The following is a 22440-nucleotide window of genomic DNA, read 5'->3' as shown; positions in this document are numbered from 1 at the left end:
GGCGTATTTGCCCGTTTCCTTTGCTCGGAAGGTTCCTAACGCAGAAGACCCACCCCACGCAGCGGGATGAGCCTTGAAGCTTCAGCTAGTCTCGAATCAGTATCGCCAAGTCAGGTTAGCCATCACACTGCGTGGCGCACCGGAGAAAGCCTGATCCCACTTGAGGCTCGTCAGGTACTCCTCGTCGGTCACGTTGTTGACGTTCAAGGAAGCAGTTAGGCTTTCGCTGATGTCGTAGCTGGCCATCAGATCGACCAGGGTATAGGCGTCCTGCCGCGTCTCGCCAGGGAGATAATCACGCTCGCGATGGATTTCGTCCTGCCAGCGCACCCTGGCCCCAACCTTGAGCTGTGGCATGAACGGCAGACGATAGCTAGTCATCGCACGCAGCATATTGCGAGGAATGTAGGTATTTGTCGCCTCTCCTTCGGCATCCTCGATCTCCAGATAGGTATAGCCGACGCTGGCCTGCCAACCCTCGGCGAGTTCGCCTGCCAGTGTCACTTCGACACCCTCGCTGGTGATTCCGTCTCCACCCATGTAGATCGATGTGCCATCGGGCAAGGTACCAGCCGGCTGGGCCACGTTGTTTTGATCGATGCGGAACAGCGCCAGGGAAGCATCGGCCCCACCGTTGAACAGATCGGCCTTGATACCAATTTCCTGTGCCACCCCGTCGATGGGTTCGAGATAGTCGCCGTTGCGGTCGATCTCGGTCTGTGGTTGGAAGATTTCGGTATGGCTAGCGTAGACCGACGCCTGATCGGTGACATCGAAGATCAGACCGGCATAGGGCGTCAGAACGCTGTTGTAAGTCGTATCCTGTGAGCTGCCATATTGTTCGCCAACGGTATCCAGCCAGCTCAGACGCGCCCCCACGACACCCGTCCAGCGATCGGCAAGGTCCAGCTTGGCCGCACTGTAGAAACTTCTCTCTTTGACAGTCGCATCGTTACCAAACGACGGTTCGCCAAAGCTGGGCTGAGGGTAACTGCCATTCCACTCGTTCAGCGGAGGCAAGCCTTGGGATGCTGCATCGTACAAAGAACTCTGCTGGTTACGACTCTGGCTCCAGTCACTGCCCAGCACCAACTGATGAGTCCGCCCAAGCAGTTCGATGTCGCCTTTAGCGTGCAAGTCGGCTATCCACTGCTCCAGATGCCGGTCATATTTACTGATGGTGAGCTGACTGGCATCGACTCGGCCAGTCGCGGCATCCGGCATACCATAAATGTAGAGCAACTGGGTATCCGAGAGCATGTCCAGGTGCGTCACAGTGCCCTTGAGTGTCCAGTTCTCTCCGAGTTCTTGTGCCAGCTCCAGAAAGCTGCGCCGCGTTTCCACATCCCAATAGGACCAGTCGGGTGCTGATGAAGTGGAAACATCGTAGTTGGTTGGATTGCCGGCCGAATCATACAGCGGCAGTGAACCCCACATGTTGCCGTCGGTATCGTTCTGCTGCCAGGTGTGCCCCACGGTCAACTGGGTGGTGTCGCTGACATCCGCTTCCAACACGCCATACAGCAGCCCGCGCTCGCGGCTCAAGCGATCCAGATAGGAATCGGTCTGTAGCCCCGAGGCCACAAGGCGCCCTCTCACCTTTCCCTCGCCGTCGAGCGGCCCTGCCACGTCCACGTCTAGACGCCGATGCTCCCATGAGCCCACGCTGGCAGTGACGCTGGCATGAGGCAGATCCGTGGGTCGCTTACGGATGAAATTAATGGTCGCGCCGGGGTTGCCCGAGCCAGACATCAGCCCCGTCGCACCGCGCACCACTTCGACACGATCATAGACAACGGTGTCTATGTCGCCGTGAACGTTGTTGTAAGGCATCGGCACCCGAAGGCCATCGACCTGAAAATTCGACACCTCGAACCCGCGAGCGGTGTAATAGGTGCGATCCGTCTCGAGCCGCTCAACCGTCACGCCCGGGGTACTCTCGAGCACGTCATTGACGGTATCGAGCTGGAAATCGTCCATTTGCGCCCGAGTCACGGTGGACACCGACTGCGGGGTCTCGCGAGGCGTTAGGTCGAGGCGCGTAGCGGTACTAGTGCGCGGAACGCGATAGCTGTCGGAGCCCTCCGTGACAAGAGAAAGCGCCTCGGCCTCAACGGTGATCGTCTCAAGCTCATTGGCAGAAGCGGCGGTCTGCCCAGCTTCCTGTGCCAGCAGCGATGGAGATACCACCATCATGACACTGACGGTAGCTAGCCCTAAAGCCTTCCGAACAGCCTTGGCAAGTGGATCGAAATCAGCTGAGAGGGGGACGGGGCGTAACATGTGGGACAGGCCTCAGTATGATAGTGTATAGCGAATGATAATGAATTCGATTAAATTTTAGCAAGCAAAATCTTAATTGCCTTCGGCAGGGGTTGGGCGAGGCAAGCCGGTAGCCGACAGGAGGGTCATCCACTCTATACGCGTCGCATCGATAATGAGAAACGCTTATACTTGGCACCAGATTTTAACGGTTGGTATCGATGGCTCCCACACCTACTGTGCTCACAAGCCTTGAAGGCGAAGACATCACGGCCGGCTACGGGGATCGTCGCGTTCTCGAGGACGTGGACTTCCGCGTCGCCGAGAGCCGTCTCACGGCGCTACTGGGCCCCAACGGCAGCATCGAGCACAGCGGCCCGCCTGAAGCGGTCTTCACCGCGGCCAACCTGAAGCAGGTATTCGATCTCGACGCCGACGTCATACGCGCCCCGAACACCGGTCGGCCGGTCTGCATCCCGGCCCTGGGCAGTGCCGCTGCTCTTGGCAGACTCAATGAGGAGCTACCCGCATGAGTACCAGAGCCACCCAGCACTTCTGCGCCCGGGAGAGCCTCGCCATGGGCGACCCGCTGGCGGGCAGTGCTGCCCACGCCGAGCGCAACGTGTTGCTCAGTTGGCCGCGGTCGAAATGGCGGCGCAGCCTGCGCCGGGCCAGCGATATGCCCGATGACGTAGCGGCTCAGCTCGAGGCCATCGCCGAGGCGGGGCGGCGGGTCAACCTGATTCATCGCCGCGACCAGCCCGGGGAGCATCACCGGCTCTATCTGATGCCGGAGAATCGCCGCTACGAGATGCCACGCGCCGAACTGCCGGCTGTTCTGGACGCACTGCAGCGGGGCGAACCCCTCACGCGCTGGGAAATGGGCCCGCCCCAAGGGTCGCTGCTGCTGTGCTGCACCCACGGCAAGAAGGACAAGTGCTGCGCCAAGTTCGGCTATGCCGCCTACAAGGCACTGGAGGCAGCGGTAGCGGAGCGCGCCCTGCCCTTCGAAGTGTGGGAGAGCACCCACCTGGGCGGCTGTCGGCTGGCAGCCAGCGCCGTGGCCTTTCCCGCGCTGCGCAAGTATGGCCGCATCGCTACCGAAGACGTGTTGCCGCTGCTAGAAGCCGAAATGGCAGACCGCCCCTACCTGCCCTGCTATCGCGGCGACTCCCGGCTCAGCCCGGTGCAGCAGTGCGCCCAGGTCGCGGCACTGGAGTGGCTGGCCTCGTGTGGCATTCATGCGGACGTGACGGTGGCCCCCTCGAGCAAAGGGCACGAACTGCGCCAGGATTGGCTGCAAGTGCGCTGGCGTAGCGCAGGCGACGAGGGGCGGCTCGCGGTGCGCTGCGAACCCAGGATGCTCCGGCGCTACGATACCTGTGCCGACCTGGCCGTGGGGCCGCCGGCGGCGAGCCAGGTCTGGGTGGCCACACAGGTCGAGGTCGCCGAAGGCCGCGCCGCTCGAGTCACGTCATGTTCGTGACGCTTTTCGGTTTTCGACACCCGACACGAACCCCGCGCCTGGCCCGGATGCTCGGCTGGCTGTGGTTGGCCACGACCCCGGCCATGGCCAGCGCCGATGGTGGCCTGGCCACTCTCGACTGGACGCTGGCCGAGACCCTGGTCGCCCTGGACCACCCACCCGATGCGGTCGCCCAGGTTGGCGACTATCACAACTGGGTCGGCGAACCCCGGCTGCCGACAAATGTGGCGGATATCGGGCTTCGCTCACAGCCCAACGTCGAGTTGCTCGCACAACTCGACCCGGCGCATATCCTCATTTCCCCCATGTTCGGCCACCTGGCACCCCGCCTAGAGCAGATCGGAGCGGTCGATATCCGGGAGATCTACACGCCGCAGGGGGACACCTGGAGCCAGGTCCTCAGCCTGACCCGTGAACTCGGCATGGCGCATGGGCGCCAGGAGGAAGCCGAAGCGCTGATCGCCGCCACCGAGGCACGCTTCGAGTCACTGCGTCGAGCACTGCCGGAAGAAACGTCACCGCTGCTGGTCATCCAGTTCATGGACGAACGCCATGTTCGGGTCTTCGGGGAGCATGGCCTCTTCCAGGCCGTGATGGACCGCCTGGGCCTGGAGAATGCCTGGCAAGGCGAGACCAATTACTGGGGCTTTTCGCTGGTCGGGCTGGAGGCACTCGTTGGCCTGGAAGCCCGCCTGGTGGTTGTGGAACCCTACCCGACCGGCGTCGAGGAAAATCTCACCGACAGCGCCCTCTGGCAGTACCACCCCAGTGTTCGCGAGGAGAGCCTGATTACCCTGCCGCCGGTCTGGAGCTTCGGCGCCCTGCCCTCGGCGCAGCGCTTCGCCGAGCTGCTCGTTACGGCGTTGGGTGAGCACAGGCGTGATCGCAGCCGACTGGATCGGCAACCCTGATACCGGCATGGCTTCCGCGCCGGGTCCGGTGGCTTACAAACTCCTCAGGCCCCACATGAAGTAGGCGCCACCGATCAGCGAGGCGACCAGGCCGGCAGGGATCTCATAGGGAAAGATGGCCTGACGCCCCACCCAGTCGGCCAGTACCATCAGCAACATGCCCACCAGTGCCGCCCCCAGCAGATGGTGGCGCGCCCGGGACAGCCCCAGCAACCGGGCCATGTGCGGTGCCAGCAGCCCAACGAAGGAGAGCGGCCCGACCATCAAGGTGGCACAGGCCGTCAACAGGGCCACCAGCAGCAGCAGCCCCAGGCGAGCGCGATTCAATGAAATCCCCAGCGCCAGTGCGGTGGGCGCTCCCAGCGGCAGGATGTCCAGCCAGCGCGACAGCGGCAGCGTACAGAGCGCCAGCAGCGCCGCCATCGTTCCCACTACCAGGGCGCTGCCGAGGTCGACGTAATAGGTGGAACCCGCCAGCCAGGCCATCATCTGCTGGCCGCGCGGATCGCCCCCCGCCAGCATCACGCTTCGCACTGCATCGAACAGTGCGCCGATCGCCACCCCGCACAGCAGCAGGCGCTCGGGCACGAAGCCGCTGCGGCGATTGAACGCCACCAGGACCAGCAGCGAGGCGAATGCCCCCAGAGTTCCCACTGCGACCAGCATCCCGCTGGTGGGCGCGGGTATGAGGAAGATCCCCAGCATCAGCGCGATGGCGCAGCCACCGCTGATTCCCAGCACCTCGGGGCTTGCCATCGGGTTGGCGGAAAGCCGCTGCAGCAACGTGCCCGCAATGGCCAGCATCAGGCCACTGGCCGCCGCCGCCGTGACCCGCGGCACGCGCCACTGCATCACACTCCAGTCATGGGGTGCCAACCCATACCAGCCATCGGCGCCCTGTCCCAGCAGCAGCCCCAACCCGATCGCCAGCAGCAAAGCGGTGGCCAGGCGCACGGCCAGCCGCTCAGGTGCGGGATGCCGGTTGGCCAACACGGCGGCGGGCTGAGGCGCTCGGTTGGCCTGCAGCTTCAAGCGTGGTATCAGCCACATGAGAAGCGGCGCCCCCAGGGCCCCGGTCACGGCCCCGGTGGGTACCAGCGTCGGCAGCACCCCGCTGAACTGCTGCAAGAGCAGATCGGTCGTCGCCAGCAGCACTGCTCCCAGCAACGCCCCCCACAGCAGGCGCTGGCCGAGGCGACGCGCTCCGGCCAACCGCACGATGTTGGGCGCCGCCAGGCCGATGAAGCCTATGATGCCCACCACGCTCACCACGCTACCAGTCAAAAAGACGGCCAGCCCCAGGCCGGCAAGACGCAGCGCCTTGAGCGAAACGCCGAGGCTCTTGGCACTGGCATCGTCCAGCTCCAGCACCGCCAACGGACGCAACAGGCATATGGCCGCCACGCTACCGACGGTGAGCTGCGGCCACAGCGTGGCGACTCCGCTCCAGCCGTTCTGCGCCAGCGATCCGGCCCCCCAGATCAAGAGTCCCGACAATAGCTCGTGATTGAACAGCAACAGCGCCGTCGCCAGCGCCCCCAGGTAGAGGTTGACCACCAGCCCCGCCAACACCACCACCACGGGCGCCAGCCCCCGGCGCCAGGCGAGCAGGAACACCAGGGCCATCGCCAGCCCACCGCCGGCCAAGGCCACCCATTCACGCCCCAGCGCCAGCAGTCCCGGTGCCAGCAGGGTCGCCGCCAGCAGCGCCAGGTTGGCGCCCGAGGCCACTCCCAGGGTCGTGGGCGATGCCAGCGGGTTGCGCAGAACCTGCTGCATCAGGACCCCGGCCAATGCCAGCCCGCCGCCGGCCAGCAGCGCCACCGTGAGCCGCGGCCACCAAGCGTAGTGCAGCAGCAGCTCACGAGACTCCTGTAACGAAGGGGCGACCAGTGCTTTCAGCCCCAATACGATACCGCCCTGATCCAACAGCCCGTTCCCGAGCAGCAATACCAGGGGCAGGCTCAGCAACAAGCAGGCACGCAACGGCGAGAGCCCACCCTTCACCTGCTCGAATGTCCGCACTCCCCCTGGCATGCCTTGGCTCCTGATCGTCTTCGCGAGTTGCAGCGGCATCCTAGCTGAAAACGATTATCAATAGAACCGTGTTACGACCTATTCTCATTCAAAGTAGAGCGAGTTTGACAGGAGCCCGCTTCGCATCCAAAATGCAAATCAATCTCATTAGTGCGATGAGGGCGATCCTATGCCATCGCAACGCTCCCGGCTCTACTACACCTGCGTCTTCCTGCATGTTTCCTTTCAGGCAATACGCCAAGCGGTGGCCCGCTCCCCCGCCGGCGACGAGACCCCCTGCTGGCTGGATGCACATACGCTCCGGCTGCTCTGCCGCGAGCTGCAGCGCTGCCGCTGGGAAGCGTCGCCCTTCAAGCACGTCGAAGCATCACTGAACACTGCCACCTACCACTGCGGCCTGCTCATGGCCCAGTGTCCCGGCGCCCTCAACCGACGGCTTTGCCAGCATCATCTCGATGCGATCATGGCGCCTCTGCAGGAGGCCATGCTGCAGCTGTCGGGAAAGCGTGACCGAGCCTCGAGCAGCCGCGCCACCTCACCTCGTAAGCGGCTGCTCAGTTGGCTGGGCTGGTAGGCACTCACAAAGGAACCCGCATGTTCGAAGTCAACGGCACCACCTTCGAGGTCAACGGCAAGCGCCTGCTCGAGCCCGTCGAATATCGCTTCGAGGAAGGCAAGATTTACGGCCTGATCGGACATAACGGGTCGGGCAAGTCGACATTGATCAAGCTGCTCGCTCAACAGCAGCCGGCGAGTCAAGGGGAGATCCGCCTCGACGGCCGCCCACTGAGCGCATGGGGCCAGCGCGAATTCGCCCGCCGGGTCGCCTATCTGCCCCAGCATCTCCCCAGCGCCGAGAACTTGATCGGTCGCGAGCTGATCGGCTTCGGTCGCTATCCCTGGCACGGCCTGTTGGGGCGTCATACCGCCGAGGACAAGGCCGCCATTCGGCGCGCCATCGAGCTCAGCCACACCGAAGCCTTCGCCGACCGCCTGGTGGATACCCTGTCGGGCGGCGAAAGGCAGCGCGTATGGCTGGCCATGCTGCTGGCCCAGCAGAGCCGCTTCCTGCTGCTTGACGAACCCTTGGCCGCACTGGACATCGCGCATCAGGTGGAGGTGCTGGCGCTGATTCGCCAGCTGTGCAACGACTTGCGGCTCGGGGTGGTCATCGTGCTGCACGACATCAACATGGCCTCGCGCTACTGCGACGAACTGCTCGCGCTCCACGGCGGCCGGGTCCTGGCTCACGGGGCTCCCGACACGATGATGACCGAAGCCACGCTGGAAGCCATCTACGGTCTGCCCATGCGCGTCATGCCGCACCCCAGCGGCGAACACCGCATCGCCGTCGCCCACTGAGCGACTCGCGTCTCTCCCCTGCCGGCCATCTACACCGAAATGCGCCGCGCTGGCGCAGCGCCCTGACAGACGAAATCGCCGCAGCCAGTGGGCTGCGGCGATGTCCGGGCAAAGGCCTCGCGGCGACGTCAGGAGACCGCTTGCTGGTAACGGCGCTCGACGTCCTCCCAGTTGATGACGTTGAAGAAGGCATTCACGTAATCAGGGCGCTTGTTCTGGTACTTCAGGTAGTAGGCGTGCTCCCACACGTCCAGGCCCAGCACCGGGGTGTTGCCATGCATGTGCGGGCTGTCCTGGTTGAGGGTGTTCTCCACCACCAGCTTCTTCTCGGGAGTGACGCTCAGCCACGCCCAGCCGCTGCCGAAGCGGCCCAGAGCGGCCTTGGTAAAGGCTTCCTTGAAGGCATCGAAACCGCCCAGTTCGCTATCGATGGCCTGGGCCACCCTGCCCTGGGGCTGGCCGCCCCCATTGGGAGCCATCATCTGCCAGAACTTGGCGTGGTTGGAGTGACCGCCGCCGTTGTTGATGACCTCCTGCCGCTTCTCCTGCGGAACGCGATCGATACTGGCCATCAGCTCGTCCACGGGAACGTCTTCCAGCCCGGTACCCTCCAGCGCGGCGTTGAGCTTGTCGACATAGGTCTTGTGGTGACGCGAGTGATGGATCTCCATGGTCATCGCATCGATATGGGGCTCTAGCGCATCGTAAGCGTAAGGAAGCTCGGGCAATGTATGCGGCATGTTCGCTCCTCCATGAAAACAACGGATAACGGGGAAACAATCCCCATGACTGCATCCAGCAAGCATGGCAAAGAGTGACGATTCACGCTAATAGCGATTGCATAGGCTTGATATAGCCAAGCCTGATGAGCAGCCTGAAAGAACGAAGCCGGCCATAGGGCCGGCTTCGTCACGCATGGGTGCGTTTTACAGCTTGCTCTCGAGCTCCGGCAGGATCTCGAACAGGTCACCGACCAGGCCGCTGACTGTCGAGAGCGCGACCTGGAAGATCCCGATCTTCTTCTTAAAGCTTCTGTTCCAGCTCCGGCAGGATCTCGAACAGGTCACCGACCAGGCCGTAATCGGCCACCTGGAAGATCGGCGCCTCCTCGTCCTTGTTGATCGCCACGATCACCTTGGAGTCCTTCATGCCGGCCAGGTGCTGGATCGCCCCGGAAATGCCCACGGCGATGTAGAGCTCCGGCGCGACGATCTTGCCGGTCTGGCCGACCTGCATGTCGTTGGGCACGAAGCCGGCGTCCACCGCGGCACGCGAGGCACCGATGGCCGCGCCCAGCTTGTCGGCGATACCCTCGAGCAGCTTGAAGTTCTCGCCGCTGCCCATGCCGCGACCGCCGGAGATGACCACCCGCGCCCCGCCCAGTTCGGGACGGTCGCTCTGGGCCAGCTCCTGCTTGAGGAAGGTGGACTGGCTATTCTCGGCCACGAACTCGACGCTCTCGACGCTGGCACTGCCGCCCTCTGCCACCGCATCGAACGCCGTGGTGCGCACGGTGATCGCCTTGAGCGCGTCGGCGCTCTTGACCGTGGCGATGGCATTGCCGGCATAGATGGGACGCTTGAAGGTGTCGCCATCAACCACTTCGACGATCTCGGAGATCTGGCTGACGTCCTTCAGGGCGGCGACGCGCGGCAGCACGTTCTTGCCGGTGGTGGAGGCGGCGGCGAGGATATGAGAATAGTCGCCAGCCAGCTCGACCAGCAGCGCCCCCAGCGGCTCGGCGAGCTGGTGGGCATAGGCGGCGTGGTCGGCCACCCGCACCTTGCTCACGCCGTCGAGCCTGGCGGCGGCCTCGGCCACGGCACCGACGTTCTCGCCGGCCACCAGCACGTCGATGTCGCCGCCAATCGCCTGGGCCGCCGCGACCACATGGGCGGTGGCGCCGGCGAGCTGGCCGTCGTGATGTTCTGCAAGTACCAGGATGCTCATGAAATCGGCTCCCCTCAAAGCACTTTGGCTTCGTTCTTGAGTTTGTCCACGAGCTCGTCGACGGAGCCCACCTTGATGCCGCCCTTGCGCTCGGCCGGTGACTCGACCTTCTCCAGCGTCAGCCGGCTTGTCACCTCGACGCCGAGGTCCGCCGGCGACTTGACGTCGAGCGGCTTCTTCTTGGCCTTCATGATGTCGGGCAGCTTGGCGTAGCGCGGCTCGTTGAGGCGCAGGTCGGTGGTGATCACCGCCGGCAGGGTCAGCTCGACGGTCTGCAGGCCGCCGTCGACCTCACGCGTGACCTGGACCTTGTCGTTCTCGACCTTCACTTCCGAGGCGAAGGTGCCCTGGGGCAGGCCGGCCAGGGCGGCGAGCATCTGCCCGGTCTGGTTGTTGTCGGTGTCGATGGCCTGCTTGCCGAGAATGACGAGACCGGGCTGCTCCTCTTCCACCACCTTGGCCAGCAGCTTGGCCGCGGCCAGCGACTCGACGCGCTCTTCGGTCTCGACATGCACGGCGCGGTCGGCACCCAGCGCCAGCGCGGTGCGCAGCTGCTCCTGGGCGGCCTTGGGGCCGACGGTCACGGCGACCACCTCGGTGGCGACCCCTCGCTCCTTCAGCCGCACCGCCTCTTCCACGGCGATCTCGCAGAAGGGGTTCATGGCCATCTTGACGTTGGTGAGGTCGACGTCGGAGTGATCCGGCTTGACGCGGATCTTGACGTTGTAGTCGATGACGCGTTTGACCGCGACGAGTACTTTCATGGTGTCCTCGCTTGGTTCAGTGGGTGAACCGTTTGGTTTTGGACTCGCTGACGTCCTTCGCTAAAGGTCAGCGACCCCTTAGAACCGTTTGCTATTCCTTTATACGTTTCATGCAAGCGTTTGATAGGCGCCGTCTCGCAAAACCTTGCCAATTTGCCACAGCCAGGCCTGTCGCAACAATCCCTTCCCCGCCGCTGCGGGTGGTGGCGTCATACATTGCCATCGTAGGGCTGTCCTGAGTCGTTTATTATGCCTATCATGGAGAATATCGAGAAGCAAACGACCGTTTTATTTTCCTTCGACGTTGGTGGCAGCTGCTCCGACGCCGAAACCGAGGGAGGAGCGAGTGGATGTCTGAGCAAGTAGAACGCGATTCGATGGACTTCGACGTGGTGATCGTCGGCGCAGGCCCCTCGGGCCTGTCGGCCGCCTGCCGCCTGATGCAGCAGGCGGGCGAGGCCGGCCAGGAGCTGTCGGTGTGCGTGGTGGAAAAGGGTTCCGAAGTCGGTGCCCACATTCTCTCGGGCGCCGTGTTCGAGCCCCGCGCGCTGGCCGAGCTGTTCCCCGACTGGGAGGCGCGCGGCGCGCCGCTGACCACCCCGGCCACCCGCGATGAGGTCTACCTGCTCAGGGACGCCCAGAAAGCCCAGAAGCTGCCCAACGCCCTGGTGCCGAAGAGCATGCACAATACCGGCGGCGACCTCACGCGCTACGTGATCAGCGCCGGCAACCTGTGCCGCTGGCTGGCCGAACAGGCCGAGGAACTCGGCGTCGAGGTGTTCCCCGGCTTCGCCGCCCAGGAGGTCATTCACGACGACGACGGCACCGTGCGCGGCATCCTCATCGGCGACATGGGCGTGGCCGCCGACGGTACGCCCAAGGATAGCTATATGCCGGGCATGGAGCTGCGCGCCAAGTACACCCTGTTCGCCGAGGGCGCCCGCGGCCATCTGGGCAAAGGGCTGATCTCGCGCTTCAGGCTCGACGAGGGTCGCGACCCCCAGCATTACGGTATCGGCCTCAAGGAGCTGTGGGACATCCCCGCCGAGCAGCACGAGCCGGGGCTGGTCCTGCATGGTTCGGGCTGGCCGCTGGCCAAGGACACCCACGGCGGCTGGTTCCTCTATCACGCCGAAAACCATCAGGTGGTCGTCGGCCTGATCATGGACCTCTCCTACCAGAACCCCTGGCTCTCGCCGTTCGACGAGTTCCAGCGCATGAAGCATCATCCGGTATTGGCCAAGCATCTTGAGGGCGGCAAGCGGGTCGCCTATGGCGCGCGGGCCATCACCAAGGGCGGCCTCAACTGCCTGCCGAAGATGACCTTCCCCGGCGGGCTGCTGATCGGCTGCGACGCCGGCACGCTGAACTTCGCCAAGATCAAGGGCCTGCACACGGCGATGAAATCCGGCCTGGTGGCCGCCGAGGCGGTGTTCGAGGCCATCGCCGGCGGCGACGAAGGGGGCCAGGAGCTGACCGCCTTCAGCGAGAAGTGGGAGTCGAGCTGGGCCTACGCCGAGCTCAAGGAGACCGCCAGCTTCGGCCCGGCGCTTCACAAGTACGGCACCGTGGGCGGTGGTGCCTACAACTTTGTCAACCAACTGCTCGGCGGCAAGCTGCCCAACCTTCACGACACCACCCCGGATCACGCGGCCCTGAAGCCGGCCGCCGAGTTCGAGAAGATCGATTACCCCAAGCCCGACGGCAAGCTCTCCTTCGACAAGCTCTCCTCGGTGTTCCTGTCGAACACCAATCACGAGGAGGACCAGCCGAGCCACCTGAAGCTGCTGGACCCGGAGCTTCCCATTCGCGAGAACCTGCCCAAGTACGCCGAACCGGCCCAGCGTTACTGCCCGGCCGGGGTCTACGAAGTGGTCGAGGACGACGACGGCAAGCCGCGATTCCAGATCAACTTCCAGAACTGCGTGCACTGCAAGACCTGCGACATCAAGGACCCGGCGCAGAACATCAAGTGGGTAGCGCCCGAAGGCGGCGGCGGGCCCAACTACCCCAACATGTAGCAGCGGTAGCGAACAAGCGAAGGGCGTGCCATTGGCGCGCCCTTCGTGGTTGCGGCGAAGCCCCAGGGCCATCGCCGATCGCCGCCCCTCACTCAGTGGCGGCGATCGACGGCGGCCCGTGAGGATACCGGCACCAGTCGGGACAGCCGGGGGTGCGCCTCCCCCTCGCGTGGCAGCGCCGGGGTGTCCAGACTCAGCCCATGTACGGTCTCGAGGCAGTGGCGCACGGCCTCGATGCCGAAACCACGGCCGGCGAGAATTTCGCGATAGCTGACGGTGTGCAGGTCGTTGAAGCCGCTGGAGAACTCGAACTCCTCCCCGTCGCAGGCGATGCTGCGGAACGTGGATGACTGACCGCTGGCACGTTCGGGCAGGTCCTCGGCATCGATGGAGAGGAACCAGCGCACCCGGGCCTTTTCATACTCGAGGTAGCCGGCAGCCTTGTGCTCGTCATGGTAGTGCAGCGCCTGGCTCTCGAGCCCACCGAAGATCACATGCAGCATGTCGAAGAAGTGGATGCCGATTTCCGCCATCACGCCGAACGACTTGCGTGGATCGCCTTTCCAACTGGCCAGGTACCAGGGGCCGCGTACCGTGACGTAGGTCAGCTCGACCTCGTATCGTCCATTGCGCTGCTCGTGCATCACCTTGTCGCGCAGCTCGTGGATGGCCGGGTGGTGGCGCAATTGCATGATGCTGTAGACCCGATGTCCGGTCTCCTGCTCGATACTGCGCAGCTCATCGAGCTGAGCCGGCGTCGACACCAGCGGCTTCTCGCAGATCACGTCGCAGCCCAGATACAGACCGGCGGTGATATGGGCGCTGTGCAGGTGGTTGGGAGAACAGACCACCCAGTAGTCGATTCCCCTGCCCCGCTGCCGCCTGAGCCACCAGGCGTGCTCCATGAAACTCTCGAATTCGGTGAAGAAAGCGCATTCGGTGGAGATGGAGTCGATGATGCCTACCGAATCGTTGATGTCGTAAGCCGCCACCAGGGCGTGTCCCATCTCCTTGATGGCCTGCATGTGGCGAGGCGCGATGTATCCGGCAGCACCGATGAGGGCAAAATTCATGGTGTTCTCCCTCGGTTTCCTTGTCCGCCATTCGCTGAAGCCCATCGGCTGACGCAAGAGATCACTCGCATGAGTAAAGCCTAGTTCAGTCAGCCACGCGCCACTGGTCTCGCCGGGTCTCGAATCCATTCGCTCCACGATCCCGGATAGAGCCGAGGCAGAGCGCGACCGGCAACGGCATAGGCCAGGACGTTGTGGCAGGCGGTCACACCGGAACCACAGTAGGCCACCACCGCCTCGTCAGGGGGAAGCTCGGCGTCCAGCACCTCGGAAGACTTGAAACGCCCCGCTTCGGTGAGATTGGCGGCGCTGGGGCGGCACACTGCTCCGGGAATGTGCCCGGCCACCGGATCGATGGGCTCGGCCTCGCCGCGGAAGCGCTCCTCGCTGCGGGCATCGAGCTTGAGTTCCCGCCCGGAGAAGACTTCGTCTGCGCTCATGAAGGCCCTATCGTCGAAACTCGGCTGCCAGCGGCTCGGCTCGGGTCGCACTTCCTGCCCCAGCATGAGCTCGCCGCCCTCCTCCTGCCAGGCGCGCAGCCCTCCGTCGAGTACGCGGACGTCGGGGTGTCCCGCCCACACGGCCAGCATCCACCAGGCCCGCGCTGCGGCCAGCTGACCGCCCATGTCGTCCAGCACCACCACGGCAACGTCCGGGGAGATGCCGAGCCGCTGCAGCGTGGCGACAAAGGCCTCGGGGGTGGGCAGAGGATGGCGACCGCCCCCGCCGGGTTCGGCCGCCAGGTCGCGATCGAGGTCGAGATGCAGACTACCGGGCACATGGCCGGCTTCCCACAGCCGACGACCGGCATCACCGTCGCCCAGCCGCGCGCGGCAGTCGAGCACTCGCGGGGGATGGCCGCCTTGCAGCGAATCGGCGAGTTCCTTGGCCGAGATGAGTACCTGGCTCATGCGCGTTCTCCTTGGATGGACGCTGTGGGCTCCTTCATGCCAGCGAGCAGTTCAATGGGCGCCCGGCAGGCGAGCAAGCGACGCCGCCCGGCCTGCTTGAAGTTTACCTCGATCACCGGGTCAGCGGGGTCGCCCTCCACCACCACGACCACTCCCTCGCCGAATACCGCATGTCGCAGCCGCTGTCCGGGATGATAGGGCGGTATGGCATAGGCCGCGCCCGGCTCGCCGACCGCGTGCCCCCGTTGCGTCAGTTCGATGCCAGCGTAGCCGACGGCGGCCAGGTAACGCGAGACCAGCCCGGGCGACGCCACCGCCAGGACGGCATCGCCTGCCGCCGGTTCCGCCAGCCGGGCCGCGACGTGTTGACAGTCCTCCCAGGCCGTCTCGGACAGGAAGCGGCTGGGGCGATGATCGCCGCCGTCGTGCAGCAGCATCAGACGTTCGCGGGCCCGCGTCACGGCGACGTAGAACAACCGCCTCTCCTCTTCCAGGCGCTCGGGAGAGAGCGGGTTGTCGCGGCTGTAATGCGGGAAATCCTCCTCGTTGACGCCGGCGACCACCACCAGCGGCCACTCCAGCCCCTTCGCCCCATGCACGGTGGTGATCAAAAGGCCATCGGCATGATTCTCCACGGGACGTTCGAGCAGTTCGAGGAAGGTGTCGATGTCCTGTGTCTCGCCGGCCTGCTCGACCAGCACGTCGAGCAGGCGCACGTCTTCTTCGCCCTTCTCACGACGCGCGGCGGCACGCTTGAGCACCTTTTCGGCATCCAGCGCCTCGACGATGTGTGCCAGCAGGCGCGCCGGCGGCCAGGCGCCGAGCCGCGGCAGCTCGCAAAGCAGCGCCCAGCGGCGCTTCAGGTTGCGTCGCTGCACGGGCTTGAGGCCCGCCAGCAGGGGATCGTCGCGCTCGGGATAGTGCTGGGTCTGCGCCAGACGCTGCGCCAGGGCAGCGAGGCGCTCGCGGGCAACGAAGGGCGTGGGCTGCTCGAGCAGGCGCAGCAGGTGCGCCGGGTCGTGCAGCAGGGTCGGCGTGCGCGCCAGACGCAGGTAGCCGGCCAGGGCCTGGACCAGCGGCAGGCGAAAGACGAAGCGATCCTCACGGGAGAGGCGGAACGGAATCCCGGCCTGCAGCAGCTGCAGCTGTACGGGAACCGACAGCGCCCAACTGCGCACCAGCAGGCATGCCTCGTCGAGCGTTCTTGCCGCGCGGCACCAGCGGTCGAGCGTCGTCAAGAGCGCCGCACTGCCCTGCTCGATGGCCAGTGCCGTGTTCGGGTTGCCGGGCGCGGCCAGGCACAGCTGGTCGGGGCGCCGACGGTTGGCGGCAATGGCATGGTTGGCCAGCAGCGCCAGCGCATGGCCATGGCGAAAGGTGGTCGAGAGCGGGTAGTCGATGGCCGCACCGAAGGTCGCGGTGAAGTGCTCGCGCATGGTGTCGGGATGGGCGCCGCGCCACTCGTAGATGCACTGGTTGGCATCCCCTACCGCCATCACGTCGGCATGGCGGCCGGCAAGCAGCGCCAGCAGGCGCAGCTGGGCCTGGTTGATGTCCTGGTACTCGTCGATGATCGCCTGATCGAGGAAGCCCTGGACCCGCCGCACCAGGCCGGGGTCGGCTTCCAGTGCACGCAGGGGGCGGTAGAGCAGGTCCGAGTAGGTCATCAGGCTGTGCTCGGCCAGCAGCGCCTCGAGCCGTTCGAAGGCCGCAGCGAAGTGTTCGCAGCCCTCGTCATGGTCGAGCCGTTCCAGCAGCGTGGCCGCCGGCACCATCTCGGCCTTCACCAGCCCGCAGAAGTGCGCCAGTGCCTCCAGGGTATCGGCTTCCAGTGCCAGCTCGCGCCGCTCGTCATCCTCCAGCACCTCGAGGGTCGCCTGGCGCAGCAGCCGCTCGACCTGCCAGTCGGCGGCCACCAGCCGGCGCGGGGCCAGCGCCCCCCAGCGGGTCAGGCTGGCGGTCAGGCGATGCCCCAGCGAATGGAAAGTGCGCACGTCGGGCAGGCGCTGTCCGGCGGGGGCCATCTCGACGAGCCGCCGCTGGAAATCCTCGCGCGCCGAGCGATTGAACATCAGCACCAGGATCCGGCTCGCCGGTACGCCGCGCTCGAGCAGGTGCAGCACGCGAGCGACCAGGGTGGTGGTCTTGCCGGCGCCCGCCACGGCAGCGACCCGCGCATGGCCGGCACCATGCTCGACGACGGCACGCTGCTCTTCCGTCAGCCTCACGAAGCCTCGTCGGGCAGTTCGCCCAGGGGTTGCCAGCAGCCGTCGCTGGTAAGCCCCAGCTCGATCACGCCACCCTCTGCTTGCCGCTGCTCGGCGTGCTCCACCAGGCGGTAGTAGACGTTACGCCCCAGGCGGGCGGCAAGGCCGAAGCGCACCGGGACCTCAGGCACCAGGACGCCATCGGGCGTGGCGCTGACGCGCAGCCGGTGCTCCTCATCCAGGCGCAGGCGATCGCCGGCGTGGGTCGTCAGCCACCAGTCGCCGGCGGCTTCGTCGTGCTCGGCGTCGACCACGATAAAGGGCCGGTCGACCACGCGGATGCGCTGCTTCTCCACCGGTGTCACCAGGTAGTAGTGGCCGTCCTCCTCTCGGCGCAGCAGCGTCGAGAGCAGCCGCACCAGGCGCGGCCGTGACATCTCGCGGCCGTCATGGAACCAGCGGCCGTCGGCGGCGATTTCCAGATCCATTTCCCCTGTCTGGGTCGGCTGCCAGCGGTCCACTGGCGGAATGGCACCATCGGCTACTACATGGTTGAGCAGCGGATCCAGATTCATGCTTGCCCCCGATATTTCGTCGTTTTCCGGCTATACCAGACCGGCCCGCGCCAACACCTCTCGTGTCTCGGCGGACACCTCGGGAGCGGCGTGACGAAACAGCCGGTAGAAATTGGCCGTGGTCTGCATGGCCACCTCCTCGACGCTGATGCCGCGCTCGCCGGCGATGCAATGCGCCACTTCCACCACCCAGGCCGGCTCGTTGGGCCGGCCGCGATGCGGCACCGGTGCCAGGTAGGGGCTGTCGGTCTCGATCAGCAGGCGGTCGAGCGGCACCCGGCGAGCCACCTCGCGCAGTGACTCGGCGTTGCGGAAGGTGACGATACCCGACAGCGAGATGTAGAAACCGTGGCGCACTGCCTCCCGTGCCATCTCGAGGTCCTCGGTGAAACAGTGCAGCACCCCGCCGATGGCCGGGTCGCTGTGCTCGCGAATCAGCGCCAGGGTGTCCTCGCGGGCGTCGCGGGTATGCACGATCACCGGCAGCTCGAGCTCGGTGGCGGCGACCAGCTGGCGGCGGAAGCGTTCACGCTGGATCTCCCGCGACGGCACGCGCTCGGGCGCCTTGTCGAGATAATGGTAGTCCAGGCCGCACTCGCCGATGGCCACGACTCCGAAACGCTCGGCGGTCTCCTTGATGCTCTCGAGCTCGGGTTCGCAGTCGAGCAGATGCAGCGGATGCACGCCGGCGGAAATCGCCACGTCGGCGTGCTCCCGGGCGATCCCGGCCAGCGTCGGCACGTCGTCCAGCGTCACGGCGACGGCCAGGAACTGGCGTACGTCGCGAGCCCGGGCCGCCTGCAGGGCGGCGGCGAGGCTGCCCTCGTGAGTGGCGGGGTCGAGGCGGTCGAGGTGGCAGTGCGAATCGACAAACATGCAGGGGGAAACTCGTCAGGTGTATGGCGCGGAACGCAGTGCTGTCCGCTCACAGGGTATAGGTCGGGGCGCCCTTGTCCAGTTGCCCGGCCAGCAGGGTCTCGATGCGGTCTCGCACGCCGTGGTCCTCGGGGCTGAAGTGGATACCGATACCCGGCACCCGCCGCCCCGCCACGCCATCGGGCGAGACCCAGACGACCTGGCCGGTCACCGGGACCCGCTCGCTCTCGCCGGGCAGGGTCAGCAGCAGATAGACCTCCTGGCCCAGCTCGTAGCGCTCGCGAGTGGGCACGAAGATGCCGCCCCGCTCCAGCAGCGGCATATAGGCGGAGAGCAGCGTCTGCTCGTCCTGGATCGTCAATGACAGGGCCTTCTGCGGCGCCATGAGTGCTCCTCCCTTTCGCCCCGCTCAGGAGCGCAGCAGGGTCGACCAGCGGACCAGCCAGGCCTCGAGGACCAGCTGGGGATTGGGGTTGCCGCCCGCTGCCAACAGTCGGCGCTGCTCGCGGGCAAAGTCCAGCAGCCGGAACCAATCCTGCACCCGGGCGTTCTTGACCGCCTGGCGGAACAGCGGCAGCAGGTCGGGATTGCGCACCTCGTCGGCCTCTCCCGACAGGCCCAGGCGAATGAGATCCTCGAGCCAGGCAATACCGTACCACAGGATCGATTCCAGGGACTGGCGGTCGAGGCGCGCCGCCTCGGCCACCGGCTCGGCGCCGCGCACCAGGGCATCGAAGGTCTCGTGCAACTGGTTGCGCAGCGCCCGGGAGTCGGGGGTCGCCAGCTCGACCGCCAGCAGCGGCAGGCCGCCCGAGACCCGGTACCAGAACGCGGCTTCCTCACGACTGCCCAGCTGCTCGCCCAGCCACGCCAGGCTATGCTCGGGTGAAGGCGACGGCAGGCTCCAGTGCTGGCAGCGCGAGCGAATGGTGGCCAGCATGCGCGAGGGCACGTCCGCCAGCAGCACGAACTGGGTGCGCTCCCCCGGCTCCTCCAGGCTCTTGAGCAAGGCGTTGGCGGCGGCCACGTTCATCGCCTCGGCCGGCGACAGCACGATCACGCGATGGCCGCCCTGCTGGGCCGTCTGGGCGACGAAGGCGTTGACCTCGCGAATGGGGTCGATACGGATCTGCCGCTTGCCCTCATCAGGCGACACGCGCAGCAGGTCGGGATGATAGCCGGACGCCAGCATGCGGCAGCCGTGGCACTGGCCGCAGGCCACCTCGCCCGGCGAGGTGCACAGGAGCTGTGCGACCAGGGCATCGGCGAAGCGCTGCTTGCCGACGCCATGCGGCCCCGAGAGCAACAACGCATGAGGCAGCCGAGCGCCACGGTACAGCGCCAGGAACCGACGCCACAACGGCTCGTGCCACGGCAGCGGGATCGGCAGGGAGGGCTCGCTCACAGCCACTCCCTCACTCGCTCTTCCAGGCATGCCGAAAGGCGCGCCTGCACGGTTTCCAAGGGGGCGTCGGCATCGATGACCGCCACCCGTCGGGGCGCCGCCCTGGCCCGTGCCAGGTAGACGCCACGCACGGCCTCGAAGAAGGCGGAATGCTCCTGCTCGAAACGATCGCGGGTATGGCCGCCAGCTGCCAAACGGCCCTGCAGGCGCCGCTGGGCCGCGTCCACCGGCATATCGAGCAGCAGCGTCAGGTCCGGCTCTAGGCCCTGCTGCACGAAGCGCTCCAGTTCGGCGATACGTGCCGGGTCGATGCCACGTCCCCCGCCCTGGTAGGCGAAGGTGGCATCGGTGAAACGATCGCAGAGCACCCAGGCGCCGCGGGCGAGCGCCGGGCGAATACGCTGCGCCAGGTGCTGAGCGCGAGCGGCGAACACCAGCAGCAGCTCGGCATCGGCGTCGAGCGGCTCGTCGGCTTGCGGTGAGAGCAGCAGTTCACGAATGGCTTCGGCTCGCGGCGTACCTCCCGGCTCCCGGGTGCGCACCACCTCGACGCCATGCGCCGTCAACCATTGAGCCACCCACGCCAGGTTGGTCGACTTGCCGACTCCCTCGCCGCCTTCCAGGGTGATGAATCGTCCACGCTGTTGCATCGGGGCTCCTGTGCGTCCGGCCGCTCAACGGTTGCGGATGTAGCGGTTCACGGCATTGTTGTGTTCGCGCAGCGTACGTGAGAAATGGTGCGTACCGTCGCCCCGCGAAACGAAGTAAAGGGTCTCGCCGGGCAGCGGGTCGACGGCGGCCTCGAGCGAGGCGCGCCCCGGCATGGCGATGGGCGTTGGCGGCATTCCGTCGATGGTATAGGTGTTGTATGGGGTCGATTCCTGCAGGTCGGCGCGGGTGATGCGTCCTTCGTAGCGCTCGCCCATGCCATAGATCACGGTAGGGTCGGTCTGCAGGCGCATGCCGCGCTCCAGGCGCCGCTTGAAGACACCGGCGATTTCGCGACGCTCCTCGGGAGCGCCGGTCTCGCGCTCGATCAGCGAGGCCATGATCAGCGCCTCGTAGGGCGTCTCGATGGGCAGGTTGTCGCTACGCGCCTCCCAGACCTCGTCCAGCACTTGCTCCATGCGTGCAAGCGCCTGGCGCAGGATATCCACGTCGCTCATGCCCTTGTGGTAGCGATAGGTATCGGGGAAGAACCAGCCCTCGGGGTGCCGTCCCTCGCGCTCGAGCAGCGCCATGATCTCTTCATCGCTAAGATCCGCGGTACGGTTCTCGAGCTTGGCGGCGGCATCGAGTCGGGCGCGCATCTGGCGGAAGGTCCAACCTTCGGGGATGGTCAACGGGTAGGTGACGACGCGATCGCTGCCGAGCAGCTCGATCAGCTCGCGCCCGCTCATGCCCGGCTCGAGCATGTACTCGCCGGTGCGCAGCTGGGGGATCGCCTCGGGCTCGATCCGCGTCAACAGGCGAAACGCCCACTCGTCCTCGATCGCACCGCGTGCCGCCAGATCCGCGATCACCCGGTTGTACCCCGCCCCGCGCGGCACCTCGTAGAGGGTCTCCTCCTCCACCGCAATGGGCGCCTCGAGCCGGCTCTGCCAATAGCGATAGCCGGCGAAGGCCGCCACGGCGGCCAGGAGGGCCAACACCACCAGAAACTTCACCAAACGCAGCATGCGTCTTCCTCGTTGCCCACTCTTCATTGCCCAGTACATTCCGTCCGCGGAACCAGGCCGGCGAATCTCGCTTCGCATGCCCAGCCGCGCAGCTCAATGCCCAAATTCGGCCGGGTATCCCAGCAGCTCATGGGCCTCGCGCTGGATGTCGCGGCGGAGGCCGGCCAGCGTCCAACACCGCTGCATGGCGCCATCGGCGGTATCGAGACGTATCACGGGCCAGAGCCCCTGGAGCGAATTGCCGAGCCACACGGCCTCGGCTTCGGCCAGCACCTCCGGCCCCGCGACGACCTCCGTGATCGGCAGGCGCTCCATCAGGGCCGCACGCAGCGTTCCGGCCACGCCGCTACCGTCCAGCCGCGGCGTCTCCAGGCGCCCCCGGCGCTGCCAGAACAGGTTCATGCAGGTGGCTTCGACCAGGCTCCCCTGGCTGTCGCAGAGCAGCCCTTCGGCCACCTCGGGGTCGTCCCACTCGCTGCGTGCCAGTACGTTCTCGAGCCGATTGAGGTGCTTGAGCCCCGCGAGCGCTGGCTGGATGCCCAACTGCAAACGGCAATGCCGCACCCGCACGCCCGCCTCCCAGCGCTCTACCTGGGGTGCGAAGCGGGACAGCTGCCACAGCAAGCGCGGCTCGGCCGGTGACGGGGGAAGGTAGCCTCGGCCTCCACTGCCTCGGGTCACGATCAGCTTGAGCACCATGAGGCCGGCCCCCGCCTGGCCGGGCAGGCCGTCGAGTTCGGCGGCAGCGGGCATGGGAATGCCCAGGGCACGGCACCCCCTGGCCAGGCGGGCCATGTGCTGCGGCCACAGCTGGGGTTCACCATCGCGCACCAGCACGGTCTCGAACAGCCCGTCGCCATAGGCCAGGCCGCGATCGTCGGCGGCAATCGGCGTATCCGATAGCGACCGGGTCATGTCACG

21 protein-coding genes are annotated in these 22440 nt (G+C 66.0%); 6 read left to right on the top strand and 15 right to left on the bottom strand.

Annotated features, from left to right (window positions below; all coding sequences use genetic code 11):
• Nucleotides 1-96 precede the first annotated feature (96 nt).
• Nucleotides 97-2283: a TonB-dependent siderophore receptor gene (locus I4484_RS08345; protein ID WP_197450492.1), complete on the bottom strand. Its 2187-nt coding sequence runs from the start codon at nt 2281-2283 to the stop codon at nt 97-99.
• Between the two features lie 200 nt (nt 2284-2483).
• On the opposite strand from I4484_RS08345, the gene I4484_RS08340 reads away from it, so the two are divergent.
• The 3 genes from I4484_RS08340 to I4484_RS08330 are packed head-to-tail and all read left to right on the top strand — an operon-like array spanning nt 2484 to nt 4659.
• The gene (locus I4484_RS08340) at nt 2484-2795 is read left to right on the top strand and encodes a hypothetical protein (RefSeq protein WP_197450491.1); all 312 of its coding nucleotides are present in this window, start codon (nt 2484-2486) and stop codon (nt 2793-2795) included.
• Complete coding sequence (locus I4484_RS08335; protein ID WP_197450490.1) at nt 2792-3748, top strand: sucrase ferredoxin; 957 nt, start codon at nt 2792-2794, stop codon at nt 3746-3748. The genes I4484_RS08340 and I4484_RS08335 overlap by 4 nt, the downstream gene beginning before the upstream one ends.
• Nucleotides 3739-4659 carry an ABC transporter substrate-binding protein gene (locus I4484_RS08330; RefSeq protein ID WP_197450489.1) on the top strand — a complete coding sequence of 307 codons (921 nt, stop codon included), beginning with the start codon at nt 3739-3741 and terminating at the stop codon, nt 4657-4659. The genes I4484_RS08335 and I4484_RS08330 overlap by 10 nt, the downstream gene beginning before the upstream one ends.
• Before the next feature lie 33 nt (nt 4660-4692).
• Here I4484_RS08330 and fhuB read toward each other — a convergent pair whose 3' ends face one another.
• The gene (gene fhuB / locus I4484_RS08325) at nt 4693-6696 is read right to left on the bottom strand and encodes a Fe(3+)-hydroxamate ABC transporter permease FhuB (protein ID WP_197450488.1); all 2004 of its coding nucleotides are present in this window, start codon (nt 6694-6696) and stop codon (nt 4693-4695) included.
• Between the two features lie 169 nt (nt 6697-6865).
• Here fhuB and I4484_RS08320 point away from each other — a divergent pair, with 169 nt between their 5' ends.
• Nucleotides 6866-7270 (top strand): hypothetical protein, encoded by a 405-nt coding sequence (locus tag I4484_RS08320; protein WP_197450487.1) that lies wholly within the window; start codon nt 6866-6868, stop codon nt 7268-7270.
• Between the two features lie 20 nt (nt 7271-7290).
• Nucleotides 7291-8058: an ABC transporter ATP-binding protein gene (locus I4484_RS08315; protein WP_197450486.1), complete on the top strand. Its 768-nt coding sequence runs from the start codon at nt 7291-7293 to the stop codon at nt 8056-8058.
• A gap of 128 nt (nt 8059-8186) precedes the next feature.
• Here the strand turns inward: I4484_RS08315 and I4484_RS08310 are convergent, their stop codons facing one another.
• From I4484_RS08310 to I4484_RS08300, 3 genes are all read right to left on the bottom strand, one after another.
• Nucleotides 8187-8798 carry a superoxide dismutase gene (locus I4484_RS08310; RefSeq protein WP_197450485.1) on the bottom strand — a complete coding sequence of 204 codons (612 nt, stop codon included), beginning with the start codon at nt 8796-8798 and terminating at the stop codon, nt 8187-8189.
• 283 nt (nt 8799-9081) lie between these two features.
• Entirely contained in the window at nt 9082-10008 is a 927-nt protein-coding gene (locus tag I4484_RS08305; RefSeq protein WP_197450484.1) for an electron transfer flavoprotein subunit alpha/FixB family protein, read from the bottom strand.
• Nucleotides 10009-10022: 14 nt separating this feature from the next.
• Entirely contained in the window at nt 10023-10772 is a 750-nt protein-coding gene (locus I4484_RS08300) for an electron transfer flavoprotein subunit beta/FixA family protein (RefSeq protein ID WP_197450483.1), read from the bottom strand.
• Between the two features lie 350 nt (nt 10773-11122).
• Here I4484_RS08300 and I4484_RS08295 point away from each other — a divergent pair, with 350 nt between their 5' ends.
• Nucleotides 11123-12793: an electron transfer flavoprotein-ubiquinone oxidoreductase gene (locus I4484_RS08295; RefSeq protein ID WP_197450482.1), complete on the top strand. Its 1671-nt coding sequence runs from the start codon at nt 11123-11125 to the stop codon at nt 12791-12793.
• A gap of 92 nt (nt 12794-12885) precedes the next feature.
• Here I4484_RS08295 and I4484_RS08290 read toward each other — a convergent pair whose 3' ends face one another.
• The 10 genes from I4484_RS08290 to pabC form a co-directional block, all read right to left on the bottom strand.
• Nucleotides 12886-13866: a Gfo/Idh/MocA family oxidoreductase gene (locus I4484_RS08290; RefSeq protein WP_197450481.1), complete on the bottom strand. Its 981-nt coding sequence runs from the start codon at nt 13864-13866 to the stop codon at nt 12886-12888.
• An 89-nt stretch (nt 13867-13955) separates the two neighbouring features.
• Complete coding sequence (locus I4484_RS08285) at nt 13956-14777, bottom strand: sulfurtransferase (RefSeq protein ID WP_197450480.1); 822 nt, start codon at nt 14775-14777, stop codon at nt 13956-13958.
• Nucleotides 14774-17005: an ATP-dependent helicase gene (locus I4484_RS08280; RefSeq protein WP_197450479.1), complete on the bottom strand. Its 2232-nt coding sequence runs from the start codon at nt 17003-17005 to the stop codon at nt 14774-14776. The genes I4484_RS08285 and I4484_RS08280 overlap by 4 nt, the downstream gene beginning before the upstream one ends.
• Complete coding sequence (locus I4484_RS08275; RefSeq protein WP_197450478.1) at nt 17002-17559, bottom strand: DUF1285 domain-containing protein; 558 nt, start codon at nt 17557-17559, stop codon at nt 17002-17004. The genes I4484_RS08280 and I4484_RS08275 overlap by 4 nt, the downstream gene beginning before the upstream one ends.
• 30 nt (nt 17560-17589) lie before the next feature.
• Nucleotides 17590-18435 (bottom strand): TatD family hydrolase, encoded by an 846-nt coding sequence (locus tag I4484_RS08270; RefSeq protein WP_197450477.1) that lies wholly within the window; start codon nt 18433-18435, stop codon nt 17590-17592.
• A gap of 49 nt (nt 18436-18484) precedes the next feature.
• Entirely contained in the window at nt 18485-18820 is a 336-nt protein-coding gene (locus I4484_RS08265) for a PilZ domain-containing protein (RefSeq protein WP_197450476.1), read from the bottom strand.
• A gap of 24 nt (nt 18821-18844) precedes the next feature.
• Entirely contained in the window at nt 18845-19870 is a 1026-nt protein-coding gene (locus I4484_RS08260; RefSeq protein WP_197450475.1) for a DNA polymerase III subunit delta', read from the bottom strand.
• Nucleotides 19837-20490, bottom strand: a complete 654-nt coding sequence (gene tmk / locus I4484_RS08255) for a dTMP kinase (RefSeq protein ID WP_197450474.1) — start codon at nt 20488-20490, stop codon at nt 19837-19839. Before tmk ends, I4484_RS08260 begins: the two co-directional genes overlap by 34 nt.
• A 24-nt stretch (nt 20491-20514) precedes the next feature.
• Nucleotides 20515-21519 (bottom strand): endolytic transglycosylase MltG, encoded by a 1005-nt coding sequence (gene mltG, locus I4484_RS08250; protein WP_197450473.1) that lies wholly within the window; start codon nt 21517-21519, stop codon nt 20515-20517.
• 93 nt (nt 21520-21612) lie between these two features.
• Nucleotides 21613-22434: an aminodeoxychorismate lyase gene (pabC, locus tag I4484_RS08245; RefSeq protein WP_197450472.1), complete on the bottom strand. Its 822-nt coding sequence runs from the start codon at nt 22432-22434 to the stop codon at nt 21613-21615.
• Nucleotides 22435-22440 lie beyond the last annotated feature (6 nt).

This window comes from Halomonas sp. SS10-MC5 (genome assembly GCF_015992245.1).
Taxonomy (GTDB): Bacteria; Pseudomonadota; Gammaproteobacteria; order Pseudomonadales; family Halomonadaceae; genus Halomonas; species Halomonas sulfidoxydans.
The sequence above is the reverse complement of the archived record's forward strand: the minus strand, read 5'-3'. Positions and strand labels throughout refer to the sequence as shown.

What these genes read in the sequence shown, in the direction of transcription:
- I4484_RS08260 (WP_197450475.1), bottom strand. Translation starts at nt 19,870, where the DNA reads ATGCCTGGAAGAGCGAGTGAGGGAGTGGCTGTGAGCGAGCCCTCCCTG.
- I4484_RS08275 (WP_197450478.1), bottom strand. Translation starts at nt 17,559, where the DNA reads ATGAATCTGGATCCGCTGCTCAACCATGTAGTAGCCGATGGTGCCATT.
- I4484_RS08340 (WP_197450491.1), top strand. Translation starts at nt 2,484, where the DNA reads ATGGCTCCCACACCTACTGTGCTCACAAGCCTTGAAGGCGAAGACATC.
- I4484_RS08285 (WP_197450480.1), bottom strand. Translation starts at nt 14,777, where the DNA reads ATGAGCCAGGTACTCATCTCGGCCAAGGAACTCGCCGATTCGCTGCAA.
- I4484_RS08320 (WP_197450487.1), top strand. Translation starts at nt 6,866, where the DNA reads ATGCCATCGCAACGCTCCCGGCTCTACTACACCTGCGTCTTCCTGCAT.
- I4484_RS08265 (WP_197450476.1), bottom strand. Translation starts at nt 18,820, where the DNA reads ATGGCGCCGCAGAAGGCCCTGTCATTGACGATCCAGGACGAGCAGACG.
- fhuB (WP_197450488.1), bottom strand. Translation starts at nt 6,696, where the DNA reads ATGCCAGGGGGAGTGCGGACATTCGAGCAGGTGAAGGGTGGGCTCTCG.
- I4484_RS08315 (WP_197450486.1), top strand. Translation starts at nt 7,291, where the DNA reads ATGTTCGAAGTCAACGGCACCACCTTCGAGGTCAACGGCAAGCGCCTG.
- I4484_RS08295 (WP_197450482.1), top strand. Translation starts at nt 11,123, where the DNA reads ATGTCTGAGCAAGTAGAACGCGATTCGATGGACTTCGACGTGGTGATC.
- mltG (WP_197450473.1), bottom strand. Translation starts at nt 21,519, where the DNA reads ATGCTGCGTTTGGTGAAGTTTCTGGTGGTGTTGGCCCTCCTGGCCGCC.
- I4484_RS08305 (WP_197450484.1), bottom strand. Translation starts at nt 10,008, where the DNA reads ATGAGCATCCTGGTACTTGCAGAACATCACGACGGCCAGCTCGCCGGC.
- I4484_RS08330 (WP_197450489.1), top strand. Translation starts at nt 3,739, where the DNA reads ATGTTCGTGACGCTTTTCGGTTTTCGACACCCGACACGAACCCCGCGC.
- I4484_RS08270 (WP_197450477.1), bottom strand. Translation starts at nt 18,435, where the DNA reads ATGTTTGTCGATTCGCACTGCCACCTCGACCGCCTCGACCCCGCCACT.
- I4484_RS08290 (WP_197450481.1), bottom strand. Translation starts at nt 13,866, where the DNA reads ATGAATTTTGCCCTCATCGGTGCTGCCGGATACATCGCGCCTCGCCAC.
- I4484_RS08335 (WP_197450490.1), top strand. Translation starts at nt 2,792, where the DNA reads ATGAGTACCAGAGCCACCCAGCACTTCTGCGCCCGGGAGAGCCTCGCC.
- I4484_RS08300 (WP_197450483.1), bottom strand. Translation starts at nt 10,772, where the DNA reads ATGAAAGTACTCGTCGCGGTCAAACGCGTCATCGACTACAACGTCAAG.
- I4484_RS08345 (WP_197450492.1), bottom strand. Translation starts at nt 2,283, where the DNA reads ATGTTACGCCCCGTCCCCCTCTCAGCTGATTTCGATCCACTTGCCAAG.
- tmk (WP_197450474.1), bottom strand. Translation starts at nt 20,490, where the DNA reads ATGCAACAGCGTGGACGATTCATCACCCTGGAAGGCGGCGAGGGAGTC.
- pabC (WP_197450472.1), bottom strand. Translation starts at nt 22,434, where the DNA reads ATGACCCGGTCGCTATCGGATACGCCGATTGCCGCCGACGATCGCGGC.
- I4484_RS08310 (WP_197450485.1), bottom strand. Translation starts at nt 8,798, where the DNA reads ATGCCGCATACATTGCCCGAGCTTCCTTACGCTTACGATGCGCTAGAG.